The organism is Psychrobacter proteolyticus (genome assembly GCF_003350005.1).
Taxonomy (GTDB): domain Bacteria; phylum Pseudomonadota; class Gammaproteobacteria; order Pseudomonadales; family Moraxellaceae; genus Psychrobacter; species Psychrobacter proteolyticus.
This window is the reverse complement of the sequence record NZ_QLKS01000001.1, coordinates 890,955-916,114: the sequence shown is the minus strand read 5'-3', so window position 1 is coordinate 916,114 and position 25,160 is coordinate 890,955. Positions and strand designations below refer to the sequence as shown.

The following is a 25,160-nucleotide window of genomic DNA, read 5'->3' as shown; positions in this document are numbered from 1 at the left end:
ATGTGTCAGAGATGTATTAAATAGCGAAAATATTGTAAATTATTATTGATAATAATTATCGTTTGCATTATTATCTACGCCATTCTACTCTGAGTAATAAACATTAGGCTGTTATGAGTTCAACGGATTTAGACGCGCCACCACTTAAGTCGTTATTGCTAGCTATTGTTGCAGTACTAGGACTCCATGTGCTTGCCGCAATTGCACTAGTGGCAATAAAAACGCCTGAACTCAAACCTGAGCCAAAAAAAGAGATGTCACCACTTGAGATAAAGTTTGTGTCATTACCGGCAAAAACGGTCTCAACTGAAGTAGAAAAGCAAACAGTCACAGCCAAAAAAGAAGTACAGCCTGAGGTACAAGTTCAGCCAGTGCCGCAACCTGAACCAAAGCCTAAAGAACCGGTTAAACAACCAACAGAGACCCCAGTAAAACCAAAAGAGCCTGTTGTAAAAAATATAGAGCCGAAAGTGACGCCTGTTATAGCGTCAGAAAAGCCTCGTCCTGATACCAGTCAAAAAGTAGCCCCAAAAGAGCCACTACCGAAACCAAAGGTTGATAATTCAGCAGCTGAAGCACAGCGCAAAGCAGCTGCCCAAGCTGAATCAGAGCGACAAGTCAGAAAAGCTGAGCAAGAGGCGCAAGCTAGGGCAGAGCAAGAAGCCAAAAGAGTCGCTGATGCCAAAGCTGCCGCTCAAGCGAAGGCTGCCGCAGAGGCCGCCGCTGCACAAGCAAGAGCTGAGGCAGAAGCAGCAGCTGCTTTAGCACAGAGTAATGAGCCTGTGAGCTTTACTGCTAGCTCAGCCAACTGGGCATCTGCGCCAAACTTTAGTTTCCCTGAGCGCGCCGCACGTAGAGCCCGTTCTGGTGATACGCTCAATGTTGTCTTGGTATTACGAGTCAACAAGCAAGGCGGCATCGATAACGTGCGCGTTGCCCAATCATCAGGTAATCCGCTAGTAGACAAAGAAGCCCGACGTCAAGTGCGATCGGGCAAATTCAAACCCTTTACTAAGAATGGCGTACCCGTGGTAGGTGATGTGACCCTACCGATCAGTTACGCGGTTCCTTGATAGCTCATACTTTATAACAACGTATTTATTGATCATTTTTCATTATAAAACTAAACATGGTATTTACCTCAGTATCATGTAATGGCATTACACATTAAGGAGTCTGACATGGACTTTATGCAATACTGGCAGATCAGCGACATGGTGACAAAAACGTTGTTCTTTTTGTTGCTTGCGTTATCTATTCTCTCTTGGGTGACAGGTATCGTCCGCGTATTGCAAAGTCGCAAACTGGCGACCAATGTAGCAGATGATTTGAGTCAGCAATTACAAGCCAAGCAGTCTGACTTGGCTGGTGCTGATGCTGCCACATGCCGTTTGGTGACTGAGCAGACTTTGCTCAAGCATATCGGTCGCTATCGTTTTGCTAGTGAGCGCGGTCTGCCAATTCTTGGCACGACGGCAGCAATTGCACCGTTCATTGGCTTGTTTGGTACTGTATGGGGTATTTTCCATGCCTTGCACAACATCGGTGTGAGTGGTCAGGCAGGATTGGGGCAAGTTGCAGGGCCAGTCGGTGAAGCACTGATTATGACAGGTCTTGGTATTGCAGTAGCGATTCCAGCCGTGGTGTTTTACAACCTTGCAGTACGTATCAATCGCCGCATAATGTATCAAGCCAACGATAGAGCGCATGATTTATTGGCGCAATCAACGGGTCTTGTGGATACTACTAAGGTAACTGCGAGCAATCATGCTAGCGCCTCACAAGTGCACGCTGCAACAAGCAGTCGTTCAACTACTAGCGAGACGCAGCATACCAGCAACTACAGTAGTTCTGTACCGAAGCAACTATAGATAGTGTTGATTTTGCAGATACTGATTCTGTAAACGCTAGGTCTGTAAGCGATAAGTCTGTAAACATTAAGGCTGCAAGCGTTGGGTCTATAAAGGCTAAAACGACAAGTCGAAAGATAGCCTGGCTGTGTGAAAATAACCAAAAGCATTGAGAGTAACTATGGCATTTCAATTGGGTGATGATGACGTACGAAGCATGGATGAGATGAACCTCATTCCGCTTATCGATATCATGCTGGTATTGATGATTATATTTTTATTGACAGCGACCGTGCTGAATCCGACGGTGCCTTTAGATTTGCCAGAGACTAGTGCCGCGCTCAATGAAACGCCGCCAGAAGCGATTCAAGTCAGTATTGATAAAGATGCGGGGATATTCTGGGATAGTGATCCAATCAGTATGGAAGAGTTGGAGACACGCTTGCAGCAGCAAGGCGCGACTGGTAAGAATCCAGCAGTACAGTTACGTGCAGATAAAGAAGGCAAGTACGATACGGTCGCTCAAGTCTTGGCAGCGGCAAGTAATGCTGGACTGACCAAAATCGCCTTTGTGAATGAGTAGCTTAGTAGCTAAATATTGAATAACTTAAGCACTGTGAGTCAGTACTAGTAGCTTTGGCTCTATAGTAGAAAACTGGCTAGATAAATCAATAGCCCAACCAGTAAAACAACCAACACCGCTATAATAAAAACAATTAAAATAATAAAATTTTCTCCAACCTCATTAACTACTTAAACCTCAAATTAAGTCGTTAGTGAGGTTTTCTTTTTTTACCAGCCGTAGCCAAATGGACGATAGCCGTAACCGAAGCCTGCATGTCTGTAGCCAAATGGGTAAGGTGAGCGTAAGTAGTCGAGATCACGCTGACGGATGTAGTAGTAGCGCCCTTGGGAGTAGGCTTCTTCTAACTTCTCAATACCTTCTAACGGACAGACAGGTTGCCAGTCATAGCCTTCGCGACCGAGCTTATAAGCGTTCAGCTCATTACAATAGTTTTTGAGACCCTGTTGACGGCCTTGCTCCCATTGGATACGGTTAGGACTAGCACCGCCGACACTGGCGCAGCTATTAGTATAGTGACCGAAGTAAGCACCTGAACGACCTTGTGAGCCATCAGCATAGCCGACTTCTTGCCAGTTACTGCTTTGACACTGCTGCGGAGTTAGGCTCTGAGTCGTGGCACAGCCCGATAATGTCAGTACGACCGCGCCAAGTAGCGATAGGCTCATGCTTGTTTTGCTCATGACTTTACTCATCAGCTTGCGAGCGTGATAAGCGCCCGATGAGTTTGACTCAATAAGATAATTCATAATAAACCTGCGCGCGTTTAAAATTATGGTTTATCATAGCACTTTTTTGCGCTGACCACTTTTCGAATCTGGTTTTTATAGCGTGCTGTGTTCGGTAAATTTGTATACGCTAAATAGCTGATTTAATAGCGTAACTTGCTAAATTGTCATATGTTTCAAAAGCACCTGTTGCACCGCGATTGGACGACAACGCTTGATTTTTAATGGTTCGTGCTCATTATAAGCCCTTATATATCGTTGTTTATTATCGTACTAATCGCAAAACTATATGTACTATTTATAAATAACGGTTCATTAGCGATATTTCACTCTATATCTCTTAGTATCTTTTTCATTTAGTCAAAAGGCCAGACCATCATGGGAACATTGATTGGCGTTATCATTGTACTATTCGTATTAGGGAGTATGATGGCGCTCAAACCGAACGGTATCGATCAGCGTTTGGATAAGCTGCGTATGACCGCGCGTCGTTTACAGCTCAATCCAAAGCTCGTTTCGTGCCCTGATTGGATCAAAGGTCGTGATAATGAGTATGGCCGCGGTATGCTTGGACAGTACTGCCTGATATTTGAAGACACTAAACTGCCGCATACCCGTTATCAAGTGATTGATGGACAGTGGCGACCAGACAGCAGTTTTGTCGATACCAGTACAGATGATAAGACGCTTACTATTCCCAGTGCGATTCGTTCTAGTCAAATCAGCAATAATCCAGTAGTCAAAAAAACTGATTTTAGCTTGGATCAAGTGCCGTTAGAGCTGCCAGTAAGTATCGAACCGTTTGTTAAAGGTCTATTGACCAAGGCCAATAGCATTATTATTTATTGGGAAGATATTGCTTATGTACGTCCAGCATCTAATCCTACGTATCATCAAAAACGGATCGAAGCGGACTTACTAGTGCTCAAAGAAAACCTTGAGAAGTGGGCGCTACAGATGCAAAAAAAAGCATAAACCTAGTAAAGCGTTTTTTCGTCTCCATTAAAGGGCAATATGCAAGCGGTTTGTTATATTCAAATTATTTAAAGTTGACAGTTTAACGCTTAGCAGTGTAACGTCTTTATAACTATATCTTTATTTTATGGTTATTATTTGTTTTATAACCTTTTTTATCAGCAGCGATTATTACTATAAATAGCTGAACCATGGCCAAACCATGAGTATCCGCTTCCATAAATTGCTGTGCTGCTGAATTTAATCTTACTTTTAATTTACTTATATTATGGTGTCGTCAAACATGGCAAAAACCACAACCAAAAAAAGTCCAGCACCAGCTGCTGACAGCCCAAAGGGTAAGTCTTTGGTGATTGTAGAATCACCAGCCAAGGCAAAAACGATTAATAAATACCTTGGTGATGACTTTATCGTACGCTCAAGTATCGGTCACGTCCGTGATTTGCCGGTCAGTGCGAGCAAAAGCGCAAAGAAAGCAACAACCGCTAAAAAAGATGACAGTCTGACCAAAGAAGAAAAAGCGCAGCAAGCACTGGTACGCCGCATGGGTGTAGATCCAGAGCATGACTGGGCAGCAGTTTATGAAGTACTACCAAACAAAACCAAAGTCATCAAAGAGCTTAAAGCATTAGCCAAAGACGCTGACAAAATCTATCTAGCAACGGATATGGATAGAGAAGGGGAAGCGATTGCTTGGCATCTAAAAGAAGTCATCGGTGGCCCTGATAGCAAGTATCAACGTGTGGTTTTTAACGAGATTACCAAGTCAGCTATCCAAAGTGCGTTTAAACAGCCTTCGAAATTAGACATTGACCGCGTGAACGCGCAACAAGCTCGTCGATTCTTGGACCGTGTTGTCGGCTTTATGGTATCGCCACTATTATGGCAAAAAATAGCCCGAGGACTGTCGGCAGGTCGTGTACAGTCAGTCGCTATGCGCTTGGTCGTCGAGCGTGAGCATGAGATTCGCGCGTTCATTCCAGAAGAATACTGGCAGATTCATGCGGACACGCACATTGCTAATGGTAAAGCCAAAAAAACCTCAGACGCTGAGCAAATCGGTATACGTTTAGAGGCGACCAAGCAAGGTGGCAAAACCCTAAAGCTTGGTAATAAAGAGCAGACCGATAAAGTTTTAGAGGTGCTCAAAGCAAGCGATTTTATCGTCAAAGAGCGTGAAGAGAAACCAACGCAATCACGTCCAAGCGCGCCATTTATTACTTCGACCTTGCAACAGGCTGCTAGTACACGCTTAGGATTCTCTGTTAAGAAAACCATGATTTTGGCACAGCGTCTATACGAAGCGGGTCATATTACTTATATGCGTACTGATTCGACGTTCTTATCAGGCGATGCCCTTGCAGCTGTCCGTGGTCATATCGAAGACAGCTATGGCGCAAAATACGTACCAGAAAAACCAAATTTCTATGGTAACAAGCAAGGTGCACAAGAGGCGCATGAAGCGATTCGTCCTTCTAATGTCAATATGAAGTCAACACAGCTCAAAGGTGTTGAGCGTGATGCTATACGTCTATACGAGCTAATCTGGCGTCAGTTTGTGGCGTGTCAGATGTTACCTGCCAAATATTTATCAGTGAACCTGTTTGTAGGCGCAGATGATATCGAGCTAAAAGCCCGCGGCCGTACCATGGTATTTGATGGCTATACAAGAGTCATGCCACCAGCCAAAACTGATGATACCTTACTCCCTGATGTCAAAAAAGGCGATAAGTTAAACCTAGACAAGCTAGATCCAAGTCAGCACTTTACTAAGCCTGCGCCTCGCTATACTGAAGCAAGCCTAGTAAAAGAGCTTGAGAAAAAAGGCATCGGTCGTCCATCGACGTATGCTTCAATTATCTCAACCATTCAAGATCGCGGCTATGTGAAGCTTGAGAATAAGCGTCTGTTTGCCGAAAAAATGGGTGATATCGTCACCGATAGATTGACGGCTAGCTTCCCAGACTTAATGGATTATACCTTTACTGCTGCGTTAGAGGACAAGCTCGATCATGTGGCAGAAGGTGATCAAGATTGGAAAGATGTGCTTGATAATTTCTATGGCGAGTTCAAAACCACTCTAGAGCGTGCCAAAGAAAAAGACGGCATGCGTCCAAACGATCCGACTGACGTGCCAGATGTCCATTGTGATATCTGTGATCGTCCGATGCAGTTGCGCACAGGGTCAACAGGCGTATTCTTAGGCTGTACTGGCTATAATCTACCGCCAAAAGAGCGCTGTAAAGGCACTAAAAACTTAATGCCAGTCGAAGCTTTCGCCAATCTCGATGATGCCGAAGGTGAAGAAGACGAAGCGGCCGAAGTCAAAGATTTGATGGAGAAAAAACGCTGTCCAAAATGTGGTACAGCGATGAATGGCTATATCGTGGATGGTGGTCTAAAGCTGCACATCTGCGGTAACAACCCTGATTGTGATGGTTATATCCTAGAAGAAGGTAAGTTCGAAGTACCGGGTTCAGATGCCCCTACCATCGATTGTAATAAGTGTGATGGGCAGATGGAGCTGAAGACGGGACGTTTTGGTCCTTACTTCGCTTGTCAAAAATGTGACAATACGCGCAAGGTACTAAAAACAGGCGAAGCAGCGCCGCCACGTATGGATCCAATCCACCTACCAGAGCTAAAGTCGACCAAGCATGATGATTATTTCATTTTGCGTGAAGGGGCGGCTGGGATGTTCTTAGCAGCGTCTAAGTTCCCAAAAGTGCGCGAGACACGTCCGCCAAAGCTGGCTGAGCTACGAGAAATCAAAGACAAGATGGAAGATAAGTTCCAGTATCTGTTTGCAGGACCAGACGAAGATCCTGAAGGCAACCCAACCATATTGCGCTGGTCGCGTAAGAAAAAAGAGCAGTATATCGGCTCTGAGAAAAACGGCAAGGCCACGCGTTGGGGTGTGTACTGGCGTAAAGGTGAGTGGGTAGAAGAATAACTATTTTTCCATTAACCATGAAAAAACCTCTTAGTATCTAAGAGGTTTTTTTGTGCTATCAATAATAGCTAAATATAGATACTATTAGCTCTTTTCGATAATACCACAAGCAACGCGATCGCCTGATGCGCCTGATGGTTGACTACTGTAATCATCTGCGCCTGCATGAACGATAAAGGCTAAGCGATTGACGCTATACTTACCTGCTTCATCAGCAGTGATTTTTTTGTTCACATAGTTGATCGTTGCCACGCCGTCTGCATTAGCAGTTAAGTTTGGCAAGTCACCAGCATGGCCATTCATGTCATCTGGATTAGAGTGTGGTTTGTTATCTGGATTAAAGTGTCCACCTGCCGCTTTACCCATGTCAGCACAGCTACCTGTTTCGTGAATATGTAATGAGACAGTTCTACCTGGCTGTAAGTTAGTGAGTTTACCGTAAACTTGGACGCCACCATCAACTGGACGTAAGAAAACTTGACCAACTTCTTTCTTCTCGCCATCTACTGTTTGTATGGTTGATTTTAGCGTTGGCTGTGCTAAAGGATTACCCGTTTGCATTTGACTTTCCACTGTTTGGCAACCAGTCATTGCTAACGCTGAACCGCATAATAGGGTACTTGCAAGTAATGTCTTATTCATTATCATCTCCAATTGTTTGAGTTGTTATTTTTAATCTTCATTAAAGCCACGAATATCTATCGTTATTGTTCTATAAAATCGGTGTCAATATTCGTTAACATCGGAGTCAGTATAGCCAAGCTAACTCTATAGTTATTCATCAAATGCGCAACAATCAGTTAATAAATGTAAGTAACGTATGGGTTTGAAAATGTATTAAAGGGTTTTCTTTGGCTCATTTTTCCAAATTAACGTTTCACCAGAATCTAAAGTTTGGGTGAGTAAGTAATTTGGCTCTGACTGCTCTGTAATTGTCTTCGCTTTACTATCCCCGTATTTTAAAGTCAATTGACTCTTACTATGGGTCATCATACGTCGAAGCTGTGATTCGACATCATCAAGAGTATCGCCACAGCTCATCATAGTAGAAGGAAAACTGCCAGTAAGTAAAATTTGATTGATAGAGAGGGCGTAAGGCCCACTAACGCCGTTGCAGCCAACAGAGACACCAAAGCTTTGACCATATATACCTGACTCAAAGCCATTTTGTTCGTCACTCTCATCACCACTATAGTTATCCAAACCATAGGAAAGCATAATAGGTTCTTCTATTTGCGTAAATTCACTCAAGATTGCGTCTGCTTTGTCCGTCACTTGTACTAGCTGCCAGCGATAGCGCTCTAATAATTCATTGGTGAGTGGTATGCCAGTCACAGGGTATTCAGGTTTGGGCGTGCCCGAAAAGATAAGTGTTTTCCCCTTGCTGGTCTTTAAAGCGAGCTGTTTTTCTATGGCTTTATTAACCTGTATGGACTGAATCATCACAGGATTAAATATGAAATTCGTTCCTGCGTAGCGCCCAAAAGTCGCGTTTAATAGAGATGCTGTATCACTAGGGATGATTTTATTACCACGCCAGTCTTGGGTAGTTGCTTGATATATCGCTGTGCAGTCAGCAGCCTTGATTGGCGATTTAGTTGTATCTTGTACTGATGCATCTGTATAAGGATAAGGTAAGGGCAGCCACATATCAAAGGACACGAGATGTCGGTAGCAGCCGTCATCAAAGGTTAACAGGTCTGGGCGAACGTGCATAGTTAGGGGTGGCTGAAAAGTAACACGTATGAGTTTGCTTTTATCATTGCTAACATGCGTCAGTTGCCAGTCGTATTTGGTGATCGTTTGAAACAGTCTGGGTTTTAGTGTTGTCACTGACCAGTTTTTATCGTCGATGACGGTACTGGTTTGGGCTGAATGATTAAGGCTGTTTGTTTGGCAGCCTAACAAAGCGACTGGTAGTAATGCACTTATTATCGCTAGAGGCATCCGTAAACGATTTAAAATCATAAACTTTCTACTAAATAAACATTTGTCTGAAATATAGCACAAGGCTGTAGAGAGATTGTCGTTTATTATTGCCAAAAAAAAGCCGCCCATCATTGTGATGAGCGGCTTCTTAATCTATAAGACGAGTTTAATAAAGGTTCAATTAATTATGAAGTGCTTTGCCAGAAGTTTTATCGACGGTCACTTTGGCAGGTTTGATTGGTGTTGGCATACTGACCAAAGCAACCTTTAAGATTTCTTCAATCGTCGCAACTGGTTGAATGGTTAGGCCTTCTTTCACGTTATCAGGGATATCAGCCAAATCTCGCTCATTGGTCGCTGGAATCAAGACGTGCTTGATACCGCCGCGATGTGCCGCAAGCAATTTCTCTTTAAGGCCACCGATACGTAATATCTTACCGCGTAAGGTAATCTCACCTGTCATCGCAATATCTGGACGGATAGCGATACCTGTCAACGCAGAGACGAGCGCTGTCGTCAGTGCACCACCAGCTGATGGGCCATCTTTTGGCGTAGCACCTTCAGGCATATGCACATGGACGTCAGTGGTTTTAAACGTCTCATAATCAATGCCTAAGCTATCACCGCGAGCACGAACCACGCTCATAGCTGCGCGAATCGACTCTTTCATCACATCGCCTAGTGAACCGGTAAAGCTAAGCTCGCCTTTACCTTTCATGCCGACCGCTTCGATGGTCAATAGCTCACCGCCGACCTGAGTCCATGCAAGACCAGTGATACGACCAATCTCAGGCTCTTCTTCAGCCAGACCGTAGTCATACTGATGTACACCTAGATAATCATCGATGTTTTTGTCATCGACTGTCACTAGCTGACGTTCTGCTTTTTTCGGAGCACGTGCGCCATGAGTTTCAACCGAACCGCGAACCACTTTACGGCAGATCTTGTTCACTTCACGCTCAAGATTACGCACACCTGCTTCACGGGTATAGCTACGCACGATGCTGTGCAATGCTGCTTCAACAATCTCAATTTCACCTTCTTTGAGACCATTTTGCTTAATTGCTTTTGGCACTAGGTATTTCTGTGCGATATTGACCTTTTCTTCTTCGGTATAACCTGGAAGACGAATAACTTCCATACGGTCAAGCAGCGCAGGCGGAATATCCATGCTGTTGGCGGTACAGATAAACATCACTTGCGACAAATCTAAGTCCATATCTAAATAATGGTCGTTAAATGTATCGTTCTGTGAGGGATCCAATACTTCAAGCAATGCTGACGCTGGATCACCGCGGAAGTCTTGCGCCATCTTATCAATTTCATCTAATAAGAACAGCGGATTTTTGACTTCTACTTTTGCCAATGACTGAACAATTTTACCTGGCATAGCACCGATATAGGTACGGCGATGACCACGAATCTCTGCTTCATCACGTACGCCACCAAGCGCCATACGCACAAACTTACGACCCGTAGCACGGGCGATAGATTCGCCTAGTGAAGTTTTACCAACACCTGGAGGACCAACGAGACATAGAATCGGACCACGAAGTTTTTTCACGCGTGATTGCACGGCGAGATATTCTAAGATACGGTCTTTTACATCTTGTAGACCGTAGTGGTCTTCGTCTAATACTGTTTTGGCTTTGTCTAAATTGATCGAGACTTTGGTCGTCGCATTCCACGGCGTGTCCAAAATCCATTCAATATAGTTGCGTACGACTGACGATTCACTTGATGCAGGTGGCATCATTTTGAGCTTTTTGAACTCTTGCTCAGCTTTTTTGCGCACATCTTCTGGCAGGTCAGCATCTTCTAAACGCTGCTCTAGCTCAGCCACATCATCTTCACCATCGAACGCGCCGTCATTCATATCTGACAGCTCGTTTTTGATGGCTTTCATCTTTTCATTTAAAAAATATTCGCGTTGATTATCTTCCATTTGCTGACGGACAGCATCTTGGATATCTTGTTCGATATTTTGCTCAGCACTTTGCTTGACTAGATATTCAGTCAAAGTATTGATATGCGTTTTGATATCGTCTTCTTCTAAGAAAGACTGTTTGATATCAAGGTCCATCGACACACGAGTTGAGATGAAATAAACCAACTCAAGCAAGTCGTCGATACGCTTAGCCACACGAGTCAGCTCACGTGCATTGCGAAGTCGCGCATCTGCATAGCTTTCGAATAATGTAGTTAATGCCTGAATGGTGTTTTTCTGTTGGCTTTCATCCATGCTGACGTCAAGGTCGGCACGCTCAAATCTCGCCATCAATAAGTCATCATGGCCTTCTATGTTATCGACACGAGCACGGTATTGACCTTCGATCAATACTTTAATGCAGTTCTCATCGCTATCGTGTGGCATAGTGCTGACGATGCGGCAAACCGTACCGTACTGATACAAGTTATCTTGATCAATATCTTCGGTCAGTGAGTCTTTTTGCGCGACTACCAGCACTTTGTTGCCATACTCAGCCTGTGCCAACTCAACCGCTTTCACCGATGGCGCGCGTCCCACAAACAATGCAATCTGCATATGTGGATAAACGACGACGTCTCGCAATGCCAGCAGTGGCAGATAGCTTTCATCTTCATTGTCTTTGACAGCGTTAGACGAGGCATTTAACTCATCCGTAGATGAGTTCTCTGTCTCATTGTTCGCGTCAGCACTGATATTAGCATCAGTATTTGCGTCAGACGTCGTGTCAGTGTTCAGGGCAGATGATACATCGATGTCGATGTTGTCTTTATCAATATTATGTTCACTCATATGTTTTTCCTCGTTCCCCAGACTTGTAAAGTCAAGTTCGTGGTTCATGTTTAGATAAATGGTGCTCACGAAAAAAATTGCAAGGCTGAATGGTGAAGTCGTCTGCTTATCTTTGTTAAATAGTTGTTTGAGCGCCCAGTAAGCAATGCTATTAATGTTATCAATACTATGTCGTCAGGAGTGTGACTGGTCTATGAGTGATAAACACAGTCAGAAATTATAGAAGAGGGTTTAGATGTATAGGTGCTATTTGGCTACCTATGTTGATGTCTAATCGGTTCTATGCGTAGGCTTTATACCCAAAATAAGGTAAACTGGCGCGCGTCTAAAACAGGCTCTCACATTGAGACGTTTTAGACAACAGGGCGATATTCATTAGTTTCAATATTCATAGGTCTCAATAAGACCAAAGTATAAAGAACAAGGGGCAACACATGGCCATCAATGCAGTATTGCTAGCAGTTATTATCATGCTAGGACTGTCACTTTCGCGAGTGCACGTGGTGCTCAGTTTATTAATCGGCGCGCTGGCAGGTGGACTGCTGGCAGGGCTTGGTATTACTGATACGCTTAATGCTTTTCAAGAAGGCATCCGTAATGGCGCAGAGATTGCGCTGTCGTATGCATTGCTTGGGGCGTTTGCGGTAGCGATTGCTCATTCGGGCTTGCCGCAATCGCTAGCAGGTGCGGTCATCAAGCGTATTGATGCTGCCGGTACGAGTGGCATGATTAAGTACATGCTGTTTGCAGGCCTCATTACCATGAGCTGCTTTAGCCAAAACTTAATCCCTATTCATATTGCCTTTATTCCGCTACTGGTACCGCCACTATTGTTAGCATTCAATCGCATGCAGATTGATAGACGCCTGATTGCTTGTCTGATTACGTTTGGACTGGTCACCACCTATATGTTTATTCCTTATGGCTTTGGTGATATCTATCTCAATCAGATTATGCTAAAGAATGTAGGTGAAGCGGGCATTGATGTTGCCAATATTTCTGTGGTGCAAGCCATGGCGATTCCTGCATTGGGTATGCTAATTGGTTTACTGGTTGCTGTATTTATCAGCTATCGTAAGCCACGCGCATATCAGCAGGTTGCGATAGATCAGCAAGCGCATGATGCTGTAGTAGAAGGTGATGCATTAAGCAAAACTGCCGCTGGTGCACAGTCGCAAAGCAAGCTAAAGACACTGGTTGCACTGGCTGCTATCGTGACTGCTTTTGTGGTGCAGCTATACACTGATTCGCTACTGCTTGGCTCAATGTTTGGCTTTGGTGTGTTTATGGCGACAGGCGTGGTCAAGTGGCGTGATGCTGACAGCGTCTTTAATGATGGTATCAAGCTGATGGCGATGATTGGCTTTATTATGATTACCGCTCAAGGGTTTGCGGAAGTCATGAAAGCGACTGAGCAGATTCAGCCATTAGTTGATGGGGCAGCGTCACTGTTCGCCGGTAACAAAGCAATGGCCGCATTTATCATGCTACTCATTGGTTTGATTGTGACCATGGGTATCGGCTCGTCATTCTCGACCATTCCGATTCTGGCCGCGATTTATGTACCGCTATGTATCTCGTTAGGGTTTTCACCATTAGCAACTGTAGCGATTATAGGTACGGCGGGCGCGCTGGGTGATGCGGGTTCGCCAGCGTCAGATTCGACATTAGGACCAACATCTGGTCTAAATATCGATGGACAGCATGACCATATCAAAGACAGTGTGATACCGACATTCTTGCATTACAACATTCCGCTACTAGCCTTTGGTTGGATAGCCGCGATGGTGTTGTAGTAAATGACTTGAATTGTTGGGTTTGATATAAAAGGTGGGCATAGCAACTATCGTAAATAGTAACTAATATAAACAGTCACTATGCTCGCCTTTTTTTATCTCTACTCATCGCTTAATCGATGTGTTTTCTAACAATCTTCATCAAAATCTCTTATCTCACTGCTTAAACTACTCAAAAACTCATCGCTTTGCGCCAGCAGTTTATTTAGACGCTCTTCATTGACTAGCCGTGTCATCTCATCAGCGCTAAAGGGCTGCTCTTGACTGTAGTAACGCAGCTCTCTAGCGTCCTCATTGCCTAATGTTTGCAAATATTCATCCACACTGTCTGCACTGGAATCAGCAGCGCTAGAGTCTTTTTCAAACTGTTTATCGTCTTTCATTAAAACCACCTTATGCCGCTTGGCGTAATTAAACCATCTAACGGCACATCCCACGATTGCCGTTGTAATTGTTCAACCACTTGAAAATCATAGCACCAGCCTATCTTTAATGGTTTCTTGGCCCCTGAGCGATAGCTTTTACCAAGCGTCGTATCATAGAACCCGCCACCCATGCCCATACGATTACCGTTTAGATCAACCGCCACAAGTGGACAAATAATCACGTCTAGTTCTGATGCCCATAATAGAGCGCGACTGTGGTTTTGTTTCATGCCTAATTGATGAACGCGAGTGGGGATATTGATCAATTTTGAATGATAAACAGGTACGAAGCGCAGGCGTTTATTATCATTACCATTGCTGGTACGACTAAGTGAACCAACAACAGGTAAATAGGATAAATAGCCTAAGCGCTGACACCAGTCTAATATTAGCTGAGTAGGTAGCTCACCAAATCCATCATAATATAGACCAATGCGTGCATGTGTAGGCAATCGCTGCTGTAGTTTGGTCAGATATAAGCTTGCAGATTGAGCAAATTGTCTGCGTGCGCCCTCACTTAACTGGCGGCGTTGGCGGGTAAAGTGCCGTCTAGGCGGGTTACTTAGTGTGGGTTCTTGTGAGTTAAAAGTTTTTGGCTCAGTGGGCATAGTTTTAGAGTGCATAGGTATCTTATCCAATGAAGTATCAGATTGGTGATGACAGACGTTTTTAGACATTCGTTTTTAGGCATTGCTCAAGGCTATTTGTGAATATTCAACACGCCTTAGTCATGCTATCATAACGCCACTTTACATCGTATTTCCGTTTATGTGCAGCAGCTGTTGCACTTTTTATCGTTCAGTTATCTAACAACAAACCAGTAAAGAGGGTAGTTATGTCGACACAGAATCAGGCAACTCGTACCGAAAAAGACACCATGGGCAACGTAGAAGTCCCAGCTGATGCTTATTGGGGCGCGCAAACTCAGCGTAGCCGCGAAAACTTCAAAATCGGTGGCGAGACTTTGCCGCGTCCAATGATTGAAGCGATGGCACTGGTCAAAAAAGCCGCTGCGCTTACCAATGCAAGCCTAGAGCGTATCGAAGGCGACAAGCGTGACCTTATCGTACAAGCCGCTGACGAAATCATCAATGGTGGTCTGGTCGATCAGTTTCCATTGGTTGTATGGCAGACAGGTTCTGGCACCCAGTCAAACATGAACATGAACGAAGTATTGGCCAACCGTGCCAACGAAATCGCTGGTTCTGAGCGTGGCAGCTACACGCCAATTCACCCAAATGATCATGTAAACCATGCACAGTCTACCAACGACAGCTTCCCAACGGCGATTCGTGTGGCTGCTGCTCGTCAGATCAACAGCTTATTGATTCCAGCGGTAAAAGCACTACGCGATACGCTAGCGGCAAAAGCCAAAGAATTCGATAGCATCGTGAAAATCGGTCGTACGCATTTACAAGACGCGACGCCTTTGACCCTAGGCCAAGAGTTTAGCGGCTATGTGAGCCAACTTGACCATTCATTGACTCGTATCGACAACGCGCTACAAGGTCTATATGAATTGCCACTAGGCGGTACTGCGGTTGGTACTGGTCTAAACGCCCATCCTGACTATGCAGTAAAATCAGCTGAGCAACTAGCGACTTTGACTGGTTTGCCGTTTGTTACTTCACCAAACAAATTTGAAGCACTAGCCGCTCGTGATGCAGAAGTATTTGCCTCAGGCGCACTAAAAACGCTAGCGGGCAGCTTAAACAAAATCGCTAACGACGTACGTTGGTTGGCATCTGGCCCTCGTTGTGGTCTTGGTGAGTTGACGATTCCTGAAAATGAGCCAGGCTCTTCTATCATGCCAGGCAAAGTAAACCCAACTCAGTCAGAAGCAATGACCATGGTTGTCGCTCAGGTTATGGGTAACGACACAACTATCAGCATGGCTGGCGCATCAGGTAACTTTGAGCTGAACGTTTATAAACCAGTTATCGCGTTTAACTTATTGCAGTCTATCAAACTGCTTGGCGATGCTTGCAACAGCTTCAACGAAAACTGTGCCGTAGGTATCGAACCAGTAAAAGACAAAATCGATGACTTCTTGCACAATTCATTGATGCTAGTAACGTCATTGAACCGTCATGTTGGTTATGAAAATGCAGCTAAAATCGCTAAGACGGCTTATAAAGAAAACAAAACTTTGAAGCAAGTGGCGGTTGAGCTAGAGCTATTAACTGAAGCGCAGTTCGATGAGTGGGTCATTCCTGCTGATATGGTACATCCTAAGTAAGCAGTAGACCAAATAATGAGCTGCTACGGCGTCAGACTCGCTTAATGTACGATAAGTACAATTTGCACTCGTCTTTCTGGTAGCAGCATCATATTTGTTCCACTGAGAGTTTAGAGATAAAAAGACCTTGTCATGTGGCAAGGTCTTTTTTTTGTTTGCGCTTTTGAGGTTAATTCTATGTTTTGCTTGTACTTATTAATCTATGTGAGTTTACTACTCGATTAGTGTTTATAAATACGTGATATAAGTGCTATTATTCTAGAAAGACTGATTATTATGCTAACAAGGAGCTAAGATGACTAAAACTGATCGTATAGAAATAAAATGTCCTCAATGTGGTCACAATGAGTTTGAGCATCCAGAAAACTTACAAGAAAATGATTTTGTTAAGTGCGATAACTGTCACTTTGAAATCATGCTTACTGATTTAAAAGAAGTAGGGTTTGAGCAAGCGAAAGATGTGGCTATACCTGAAATGAAGGCAGAAGCTGAGAAATTAGTTAAAAATTTATTTAAGGGCTTCAAATGAGCAAATTTGAAGTTTTAAGTCTAATAGTCTCTATTTTAGCAGCAATAATTTCAACTATTTCTTTAGTTCGTACAAGAGAGCTAGCTAAGGAACAATTAGAACTTGAAAGAGTAACTGCAGAGTTATCTCGGCTTCAGATAGAAAGTATTACTGAACAAAAAACAGAAAAAACGAAGCCTAAATTTAATGTGAGCCTGACTAAGTTAGGAAAGGCTTACAATTTCTATATTTCTAATACAGGACAGGGTAGTGCATATAATGTTCATTTTGAATTGATTGACTGCGAAGACAGTCCTTTATTTGATGCCGAGTTATCAGAAATATTTCCTTACCAAGAAATGAAACCAAGTTCAAGAATTAAGCTTTTAGCCTCCCTACATATGAATAGTCCTAGCAAATATCAGTCTATGATAAGTTGGGAAGATGTAAGTGGTAAAAAACATGAGGAGATATTTTGGACTTCTTTGTAATAAATACGATCATGTATGTCTTTCAAATCGATTTTTTTGCATATAAGTTTGAACTAGAATATAGTTTTTTCATTGATACTGCTTTATAGGAATATATAACAGGTATATGTTCTAAGAGCATATAGTTCATAGGCTTGTTGGGTACGCTTTTTATCTACATTCAAAGCTGAAAAAGACCTTACCATATTACACAGTAAGGTCTTTTTGTTATCAAACATCTAAGCTGAATTAAAACTTATAAAGCAAACCAAGCGTGGTCGCCGCTTCCGTACGCGAGTCTACCATTGGGCTATCGTATTGCTCATTGGGCACATAGCTCACGCTTTGATTGGCAAATCCTGCCCAGCGCTCATTAAAGTCATAGTTAGCGCTAATGTTGATATACGGATTCAGGCTTGAGTTAGATTTATAAGCGTCAACGCCCGTTTTAGCAGCCTCTTTTTCACTGACACCATAGTAGTATTCATTGTAGTCAGCATCATGATATTCAAAGCCAATACTTGGATAGACCGTTAGCTTGCCTTTAGTGATTCTAGAAAGATAGGTCAAGCGAGCTGTGTTACCACCACTACGATCTAATACATCAGCACCTATCTGCGCGCGGATGCCGCCAATAGCCGTACGGCGCTGATAGCTTAGACCTGCTTCTGCTGATGATTTACGTTCATCCAAGCCTTGCAGTGCGCCATTGGCATCATCAGGCTCAAACTCAGAACCCGCAAGCTTGGCATAGGCAGACAGCTGATTGACACCGTCATTGATCAGATACGCACCAGCTTGTGCACCGCGTACATAGACTTTGTTGTTGTCATAAAATGCACCTGGTAGCACGCGCACTTCAGTACTGTCTTCGAGATCATAGGCTGATTTGACCGCCATGACATTGACCCCAACGCTGAGCTCAGCATCTTTGTCAGTCGGCAAGTTGTCATTAAAAAGTGCGGCGTTAGACAGGCTAGCCACACTAAATAGTGCAGTAGCGGTGAACGCGCTAAACATAGTACGTGTAGAGATATTAGGTAGCGCTGCAAGTTTTAGCATAATTGGATCTCGTAAGTGAGTATAAATAACTGAGTGGTGCGGTTAAGCAAAACGTGTTCAAAAGGGCAAGCGATAAAACGAATCAGTAATGTTGGTCAGTATGCTGTTTTTGGAGTCTATATAGCAATGATAGATAAGTATGAGCATTTACTCAATGGCTTTTAGTACTTGCAGTAATTGCTGATGAATATCTTGCCACCACCAGACAAAACCAATGCTGATAAGTAACATCGTAAGCCATGGTAATAGTTGCCAAATAATGGAGGGTTTTTTAAGTGCTTCGGGTTCAATACTATTATGAACAGCTTCATTACTTAACGGTGAATTGTTAGCAGTAATGCTTTCAGCATATATGTCTGCCGTATTCGTTTCATCGTTGGCAACCGCAGTATCTTGCTCGATTGAGTGGGCATCAAGGTGAGGCGATTGATCGATAGGAGTAGGGTCATAAGGACTTTGGTTATCGTGTTGTTCACGATATTGACCGCTATACTGACTGTCATATGGTGGGTTATCTTGAGCACCGTATGTATAGTTGGTTTGATAAGAATTAAACGTGCGCTGCTGCTGAATCGCTGCATTTTGTATAGCGACTGCTAGACGCTGACGGTAGCCAATCGCAAAAGCCAATGCAATCACTAGACCCGTGATTGCGCCACCGATATGACCAGCATTATCAATTCCCGGTACGGCAAACCCATAGACGAGGTTGATGCCCATAATAAATATCAGGCTTTTTAGATTGAGCACCATGCCATTGACCGATATTTTAAACAGTGCCGCGATTAATAATGCCGCACCAATACCCATGATACCGCCTGACGCACCAGCTGATAGTCCAGGCTGTCCCGTACCATCCAAGATACTTTGCCACGTCACATAGCTATTGAGTAAGTTGCCACCGATTGCCGCCAGCAAAAATAACGCCAAAAACTTGGCTGAGCCAAACATCGGCTCGGCAATTTGCCCAAAGAAATACATGGCAAACCCATTAAACAATAAATGCATCAGACCAATGTGTAAAAACGCACTACTGATCAGTCGCCAAGGATCATCACCCATGGTAAAAGGTAAGGCATTGGCACCCCATTTGAGCAGCGCTTCAGTGGAAGGGTTATTGGCATCGACACCCGTTAGTATCTGCATAATAAATAGCCCTATAAAGCTAGCTAGTAGCAGGGTAGTGACGGGTGCTGTTTTTAATAGTTGTTGAATGGTCATAAAAGCGAGATATCATCAAAATGTTGTATATATAGTATAAAGGGTATGGTCAGATAATGTTATGTATCCGCAGGTCATCATGGCACAAGTTTTCATAATCTTTATGACTGATAGCTTTTAAAACTAGAAAGCTCAGAAATGGAAAGTGCTTAAAAACGGATAGCTCTAAAAATTGATAGTCCTAAAAACGACCAACTTTAAGATTCTCGTAAGTACCTTTTACCAAGATATCATCCGTAACTTTATTGATATTGGTATGACCGCAGAATGCCATTGAGATATCACACTCTTTATAGATGATTTCGAGCGCGCGGCGTACACCATCTTCACCATAAGCGCCCAGTCCATAGAGGAAAGCGCGACCAATCATTGTGCCCTTTGCCCCCAGTGATATCGCTTTTAGCACATCTTGACCAGAGCGAATGCCACTATCTAACCATACCTCGATATCGCTATCCTCAGCATGGACGGCTTGTACGATGTCAGACAGCACAGAAATAGAAGACAGTGCGCCATCCAATTGACGGCCTCCATGGTTTGAGACGACCAGTGCATCGGCACCGCTACGGGCAGCCATGATGGCATCTTCGGGTTCCATGATGCCTTTGATGATGAGCTTGCCACCCCACATATCTTTGATACGCGCCACATCATCCCAGCTCAAACGTGGATCAAACTGCTCTTCCGTCCATGAGCTTAATGATAACAAGTCTTCGACACCTTTGGCATGACCCACGATATTGCCAAAGCTACGACGTTTGGTGCCTAGCATATTCATACACCACTGCGGCTTGGTCATTAGATTGATAATGTTGGTAAGTGTCGGTTTAGGCGGTGCAGACAAGCCGTTTTTGATGTCTTTATGGCGTTGACCCATGACCTGCAAGTCGGCAGTTAATATTAGGGCTGAACAATTGGCATCTTTGGCTCGTTGAATCAGATTGGCCATATAGTCTTGATCGCGCATGACATACAACTGAAACCAAAACGGTTTGCTGGTATGAGTAGCGATATCTTCGATAGAGCAGATGCTCATGGTCGAAAGCGAGAAGGGAACGCCAAATTTTTCAGCGGCACGCGCGGCGTGAATTTCGCCATCTGCCCACATCATACCAGTGAACCCAGTTGGGGCGATGGCGACGGGCATGTTGACGGACTCGCCAATCATTTGTGTTGCTAGACTGCGATTGTCCATATCGACCAATACCCGTTGGCGCAGTTTGATACGGTCAAAGTCAGTTTCATTACTACGATACGTGGTCTCAGTCCATGAACCTGAATCGACATAGTCATAAAACATACGCGGTACTTTGCGCTCAGCGACACGGCGCAGGTCTTCAATCTCTGTTACTTTCTTTAAGACAGGTTTTAAATCTTTCATGATTTCTCACCACTTTATCATCGTAATAGGGCGTCTTTGTTATAGGTCTAATGCTATTAAGCGAGCAGCTGCTGCAAATCCATCACCGAAAACGGATAGTTTAATCGTTTGGATGGCGTCAAAATCACAGGAATAGCTGTGGAAAATTCCATCATCAGCGCCTCATCAAAGTCTGCAATATCGACATTTTGGTAGCTAATCGGTTGTACCGCCTGAAACTGAGTAATTATTTGCTCGGCGATGTCACATAAATGGCAGCCCGAGGTGCCCAGTAGCCACCATTGATTGTTATTTTCAGTGCTGTTTAGGCTTGGGCTTGCTGCAATAACACGCGCTCGTAATACTTCTATATTATCATCGTGCATGGTTAGTCTCTTATCTTCATACTGATTGCAAAGCGCTGATGCTCAGCACGCGCTTATCTAAAACATAAAATACTTTAACGGTCATTACATCATAAAGAAGTGGGGTAAATAATGACAGCGATTGTGAGATTAGGTAAGATGACCTGCTATTGATCGTTATTAGTGACTAATGCTCAACAGTTAATGATTGGCTATAGATGGCCCGTTTACAATCATTGATTCTTAGTTGATGTCTCATAGTCATTAATAGAGTATCTACCTTATCTTATTACTTTTTTAACCACTCGGATATCGCGCATGGCAAGTTTTGGCACATTTATCAAACGTCTGTTATTGGCAATTATGCTATTGGTTGTCGCATTCCATATATTGGTCGTTGGGCTACTATTAATTTGGAAAACACAGCCAATTAACAACAGCATGTTTATGTTGACGCATCGCCTAACGGGCGGCACAGTTACTCAGACATGGGCTGAATATGATGCGATTGCCAAATCTGCCAAGCAAGCGGCGATTGTGAGTGAAGACTCAACGTTTAGTCAGCACAGTGGTTTTGATTTTAAAGGTATCAAAGCCGCACAAAAGAAAAATGAAGAAACAGGAAAAATGTCTGCTGGCGGCTCAACGATTACTCAGCAATTGGCAAAGAACTTGTTCCTCACCTCGCATCGCTCTTATGTGCGTAAAGCTGAAGAGGCTGTCATCACTGTGATGATTGAAACGCTATGGGATAAGCAGCGCATTATGACCGCTTACCTAAATGTAGCGGAGTTTGGCAACGGTATTTATGGTATTGATGCAGCCGCGCATCATTATTTCGATAAGTCTGCGGCCAATCTAAACCGAGATGAGTCAGCGCTTCTGATTGCGATGCTTACCAATCCAAAGTACTACGAAGACAATCAAGGCGATAAGCGTTTACGTAACAAGCAACGTATTATCAAAAAACGCATGAAAAACGCTGTATTACCGCAAGCAGCTTCGTAAATATAAAGCATTAAGGATATTTTGAATGAAACTAGGGCGTATCCTCATTCTTCGCCTATTTAGATCACTAGTGAATTGAGGATACATCCTAATAAAGACAGAACGATAAAAGATGATGGCGTATCGATAACGCAAAAGGAGTAGTGACGTGGTAGAGATGACTAGTAATCAGGGCAGTGGTGATGTTAACGATATGATTGACGTTAATAATGTTGAAGATGGCGCTAATGACAATATTGATAAAGACATTAGTGTAGATAATATCCAGAATGACTTGGCCGAAATCGAATGGCAACGCTCAGAAGATGGCAGCTATTCACCGAGCAGTTATATCAATCGTGATTTGTCTTTATTACAGTTTCATCTGCGGGTATTAGCGCAGGCATCTAGTTCACGTCACCCACTGCTTGAACGCTTATTTTTCTTGATTATTTTTTCATCCAATCTCGATGAGTTTTTTGAGATTCGTGTCGCTGGCATCATGCAAAAGCTCAACATCGGTGATGTATCGACCAGTGCTCATGGCATGCGTCCTAGCGAAGTGTTAAACGAGATATCTATTATTACTCATGCCGCAATCAGTGAGCAGTATCGTATTCTCAATGAAGATATCCTGCCAGCGCTCGCGCTCGAAGATATTCGCTACCTAAAGCGTGATGAGCTAAACGCTGAGCAGTCTGCATGGATGAAGCGCTATTTTACGGAGCAAGTCGTACCCGTATTGACGCCGATTAGTATTGATCCGGCGCATCCGTTCCCGCGTCTCGTGAATAAAAGCTTAAACTTTATCGCTACATTAGAAGGCAAAGACGCCTTTGGACGCGATATTAACTTGGCGATTGTGCCTGCGCCGCGCAGTCTACCGCGCGTGATTCGTCTGCCAGATGAGCTAACTGGTGGCAAAGAGCATCATGTGATGCTATCCGCTATTATTCATGAGCATATCGGTGAGCTATTCCCTGGGATGAGTGTGACAGGTTGTCATCAATTTAGGCTGACACGTAATGCCGATTTAGACTTGGCTGATGATGTCGAAGACATTGCCAAAGCACTAGAAGGCGAGCTTGAAAACCGTCGCTTTGGTGATAAGGTGCGCCTTGAGGTCACAACCGATTGCCCAACACATATCAGTGAGTATCTGCTTAATGAGTTTGAGTTGCATGACAATCAGCTATACCGTGTCAATGGCCCAGTCAATCTAACGCGCTTGCTATTTGACTTTAATATTCCTGCGCTACGCTACCAGCCATTTACTCATGTCGTGCCAAAGGCATTTCGCCGAGAAATGGATAAGTCAGATAAATCGACCAGTATGTTTGCTGCCATGCGTAAAAGCGATGTGTTGGTTCATCATCCTTTTCATGCGTTCTCACCGATTATTAATTTACTTTGGCAAGCAGCAAGCGATCCCAAAGTATTGGCGATTAAACAAACGCTATATCGCTCAGGTACCAATTCAGAAATCGTCAAAGCACTTGCGGCCGCTGCTCGTAATGGCAAAGAAGTCACGGCTGTTATCGAGCTGCGTGCGCGTTTTGATGAAGCGTCTAATATCGCAGTTGCCAACTATCTACAAGAAGCAGGCGCGGTCGTGGTCTACGGTATCGTCGGTTACAAGACTCATGCCAAGCTCATGCTAATCGTACGCCGCGAGGACGACCGAATCCGCCGTTATGTCCATTTGGGTACGGGTAACTATCACGCGGCAAATGCTAAGGTCTATACGGACTATGGTCTGTTTAGCGCTGATCCTGATATCTCAGAAGATGTTCACAAGATATTCCAAGAGCTAACCGGCATGGGCAAGCCTGCCAACCTCAAAAAACTGCTACATGCACCGTTTACTTTGCATGAGAAGTTGATGAGCTTTATCGATGATGAAATCGCTCATGCCAAAGCGGGCAAACGTTCTCATATCATTATTAAAGCCAATGCGTTAACTGAGCGCCGCCTCATTGATAAGTTGTATGATGCCTCGCAGGCAGGTGTTAAAATTGAGCTTATTTTGCGTTCTATGTGTTGTCTACGTCCACAAGTAAAAGGGCTGTCTGAAAAAATCACGGTACGCTCTGTTATCGGACGGTTTTTAGAGCATACGCGCGTTTATTATTTCTATAATAATGGCGATGAGCGTCTATACTGCGGTAGTGCAGACTGGATGGATCGTAACCTGTTCCATCGCGTAGAAGTGGCGTTCCCGATTGAGAACAAGAAACTGTTTAAGCAGATTTATCAAGATGGCTTGATTAACTACTTACAGGATAATACGCAAGCATGGACACTTGATGGCACTGGCGTTTGGCATCAGCTACAGCCAGCAGCAGGTGAGGAGCCACACGTCGCACAAGAGCATTTATTAAAAACGATCAATCGTGTCGAGGAATCTAGCTAATTCGTAAAAGTACCTTTAGATGATAATCAGCTATTCAATTATCTATCTAACCAAGCACTGGTAAATACTGGTGCTTGGTTTTTTTGTTCTCACCAATTGCAAAAGTTACAAACTGACTTGCAACCTCACAATTATTCACATATTGATACGGCAGTACACTGGTGCATTACCCAAGGTAAAACCTATAATTAATATCAATTATGACGCTACTTGATAAGTATTGGCTACTTATTTGAGCGTTGGTACAAGTTCAAAACAATTTAATAAAATCATAATAATAGGAAATAAATCATGAGTACTACTAATGATGACAATTCAGATATCAAGCAAGCTGCAGAACAGGTAAATGGTCAGGAAGTTGAGAAGAACTTAGCAGAGAATAAAAAAGTCGACGCTCCTGAATCATTAAGCGAAGAAGAGCAAACGCCTTTTATCGATGATGATTTACGTACTGATAAGTAATCTATAACATCGAACATCTACCTAATAATTAATAATAACCAATAATAAAGCGAGG

At 43.6% G+C, this 25,160-nt stretch carries 22 protein-coding genes; 12 read left to right on the top strand and 10 right to left on the bottom strand.

The annotated features are described in order from the left end of the window. Nucleotides 1-113: 113 nt before the first annotated feature. The 3 genes from DXK30_RS03750 to DXK30_RS03740 all read left to right on the top strand — a co-directional run bounded on the left by DXK30_RS03750 (nt 114) and on the right by DXK30_RS03740 (nt 2,433). The gene (locus DXK30_RS03750) at nt 114-1,073 is read left to right on the top strand and encodes an energy transducer TonB (protein WP_114700508.1); all 960 of its coding nucleotides are present in this window, start codon (nt 114-116) and stop codon (nt 1,071-1,073) included. Between the two features lie 108 nt (nt 1,074-1,181). Next, nucleotides 1,182-1,871, top strand: coding sequence for a MotA/TolQ/ExbB proton channel family protein (locus DXK30_RS03745; protein WP_114700507.1), 690 nt, complete (start codon nt 1,182-1,184; stop codon nt 1,869-1,871). A gap of 160 nt (nt 1,872-2,031) precedes the next feature. Further along, a complete protein-coding gene (locus tag DXK30_RS03740) occupies nt 2,032-2,433 on the top strand; it encodes an ExbD/TolR family protein (protein ID WP_025651314.1) in 402 nt (133 codons plus the stop codon). Between the two features lie 209 nt (nt 2,434-2,642). On the opposite strand, the gene DXK30_RS03735 is transcribed toward DXK30_RS03740, so the two are convergent. Beyond that, nucleotides 2,643-3,182 (bottom strand): DUF2799 domain-containing protein, encoded by a 540-nt coding sequence (locus tag DXK30_RS03735; RefSeq protein WP_227670795.1) that lies wholly within the window; start codon nt 3,180-3,182, stop codon nt 2,643-2,645. A 357-nt stretch (nt 3,183-3,539) separates the two neighbouring features. Here DXK30_RS03735 and DXK30_RS03730 point away from each other — a divergent pair, with 357 nt between their 5' ends. Beyond that, nucleotides 3,540-4,136, top strand: coding sequence for a hypothetical protein (locus DXK30_RS03730; protein ID WP_114700506.1), 597 nt, complete (start codon nt 3,540-3,542; stop codon nt 4,134-4,136). 283 nt (nt 4,137-4,419) lie between these two features. Beyond that, nucleotides 4,420-7,089 (top strand): type I DNA topoisomerase, encoded by a 2,670-nt coding sequence (gene topA / locus DXK30_RS03725; RefSeq protein WP_114700505.1) that lies wholly within the window; start codon nt 4,420-4,422, stop codon nt 7,087-7,089. Between the two features lie 84 nt (nt 7,090-7,173). Here topA and DXK30_RS03720 read toward each other — a convergent pair whose 3' ends face one another. The 3 genes from DXK30_RS03720 to lon form a co-directional block, all read right to left on the bottom strand. Then, nucleotides 7,174-7,731 (bottom strand): superoxide dismutase family protein, encoded by a 558-nt coding sequence (locus DXK30_RS03720; RefSeq protein ID WP_114700504.1) that lies wholly within the window; start codon nt 7,729-7,731, stop codon nt 7,174-7,176. A gap of 195 nt (nt 7,732-7,926) precedes the next feature. Further along, entirely contained in the window at nt 7,927-9,057 is a 1,131-nt protein-coding gene (locus DXK30_RS03715) for an META domain-containing protein (RefSeq protein ID WP_162799508.1), read from the bottom strand. A 142-nt stretch (nt 9,058-9,199) separates the two neighbouring features. Beyond that, complete coding sequence (gene lon / locus DXK30_RS03710) at nt 9,200-11,797, bottom strand: endopeptidase La (RefSeq protein WP_227670794.1); 2,598 nt, start codon at nt 11,795-11,797, stop codon at nt 9,200-9,202. A 434-nt stretch (nt 11,798-12,231) separates the two neighbouring features. Between lon and DXK30_RS03705 the strand changes: the two genes are divergently transcribed. Beyond that, on the top strand, nt 12,232-13,593 hold the full coding sequence (locus DXK30_RS03705) for a Na+/H+ antiporter family protein (protein WP_114700502.1): 1,362 nt from the start codon (nt 12,232-12,234) through the stop codon (nt 13,591-13,593). Nucleotides 13,594-13,721: 128 nt separating this feature from the next. On the opposite strand, the gene DXK30_RS03700 is transcribed toward DXK30_RS03705, so the two are convergent. Both DXK30_RS03700 and DXK30_RS03695 read right to left on the bottom strand, forming a co-directional pair. Next, nucleotides 13,722-13,976 carry a hypothetical protein gene (locus DXK30_RS03700; RefSeq protein WP_114700501.1) on the bottom strand — a complete coding sequence of 85 codons (255 nt, stop codon included), beginning with the start codon at nt 13,974-13,976 and terminating at the stop codon, nt 13,722-13,724. After that, nucleotides 13,976-14,641, bottom strand: a complete 666-nt coding sequence (locus DXK30_RS03695; protein WP_227670793.1) for a 5-formyltetrahydrofolate cyclo-ligase — start codon at nt 14,639-14,641, stop codon at nt 13,976-13,978. Before DXK30_RS03695 ends, DXK30_RS03700 begins: the two co-directional genes overlap by 1 nt. 212 nt (nt 14,642-14,853) lie before the next feature. Between DXK30_RS03695 and fumC the strand changes: the two genes are divergently transcribed. The 3 genes from fumC (at nt 14,854) to DXK30_RS03680 (ending at nt 17,256) form a co-directional block, all read left to right on the top strand. Continuing rightward, nucleotides 14,854-16,257 carry a class II fumarate hydratase gene (fumC, locus tag DXK30_RS03690; RefSeq protein WP_114700499.1) on the top strand — a complete coding sequence of 468 codons (1,404 nt, stop codon included), beginning with the start codon at nt 14,854-14,856 and terminating at the stop codon, nt 16,255-16,257. Between the two features lie 295 nt (nt 16,258-16,552). Continuing rightward, entirely contained in the window at nt 16,553-16,786 is a 234-nt protein-coding gene (locus DXK30_RS03685; protein WP_114700498.1) for a hypothetical protein, read from the top strand. Further along, nucleotides 16,783-17,256, top strand: a complete 474-nt coding sequence (locus DXK30_RS03680) for a hypothetical protein (protein ID WP_114700497.1) — start codon at nt 16,783-16,785, stop codon at nt 17,254-17,256. Before DXK30_RS03685 ends, DXK30_RS03680 begins: the two co-directional genes overlap by 4 nt. Nucleotides 17,257-17,484: 228 nt before the next feature. Here DXK30_RS03680 and DXK30_RS03675 read toward each other — a convergent pair whose 3' ends face one another. From DXK30_RS03675 to DXK30_RS03660, 4 genes are all read right to left on the bottom strand, one after another. Continuing rightward, nucleotides 17,485-18,297: a MipA/OmpV family protein gene (locus DXK30_RS03675; protein ID WP_114700496.1), complete on the bottom strand. Its 813-nt coding sequence runs from the start codon at nt 18,295-18,297 to the stop codon at nt 17,485-17,487. Between the two features lie 147 nt (nt 18,298-18,444). Next, nucleotides 18,445-19,518: a rhomboid family intramembrane serine protease gene (locus DXK30_RS03670; RefSeq protein WP_114700495.1), complete on the bottom strand. Its 1,074-nt coding sequence runs from the start codon at nt 19,516-19,518 to the stop codon at nt 18,445-18,447. 181 nt (nt 19,519-19,699) lie between these two features. Continuing rightward, on the bottom strand, nt 19,700-20,899 hold the full coding sequence (locus DXK30_RS03665; protein ID WP_114700494.1) for an alpha-hydroxy acid oxidase: 1,200 nt from the start codon (nt 20,897-20,899) through the stop codon (nt 19,700-19,702). Nucleotides 20,900-20,955: 56 nt separating this feature from the next. Continuing rightward, nucleotides 20,956-21,264, bottom strand: coding sequence for a glutaredoxin family protein (locus DXK30_RS03660; protein WP_114700493.1), 309 nt, complete (start codon nt 21,262-21,264; stop codon nt 20,956-20,958). A gap of 297 nt (nt 21,265-21,561) precedes the next feature. On the opposite strand from DXK30_RS03660, the gene mtgA reads away from it, so the two are divergent. From mtgA to DXK30_RS12755, 3 genes are all read left to right on the top strand, one after another. Then, nucleotides 21,562-22,251 carry a monofunctional biosynthetic peptidoglycan transglycosylase gene (mtgA, locus tag DXK30_RS03655; RefSeq protein ID WP_102093061.1) on the top strand — a complete coding sequence of 230 codons (690 nt, stop codon included), beginning with the start codon at nt 21,562-21,564 and terminating at the stop codon, nt 22,249-22,251. Between the two features lie 157 nt (nt 22,252-22,408). Next, nucleotides 22,409-24,643 (top strand): polyphosphate kinase 1, encoded by a 2,235-nt coding sequence (gene ppk1, locus DXK30_RS03650; protein ID WP_390178020.1) that lies wholly within the window; start codon nt 22,409-22,411, stop codon nt 24,641-24,643. A gap of 291 nt (nt 24,644-24,934) precedes the next feature. Continuing rightward, nucleotides 24,935-25,105 (top strand): hypothetical protein, encoded by a 171-nt coding sequence (locus DXK30_RS12755; RefSeq protein ID WP_185156594.1) that lies wholly within the window; start codon nt 24,935-24,937, stop codon nt 25,103-25,105. The last annotated feature ends 55 nt before the right edge of the window (nt 25,106-25,160 follow it).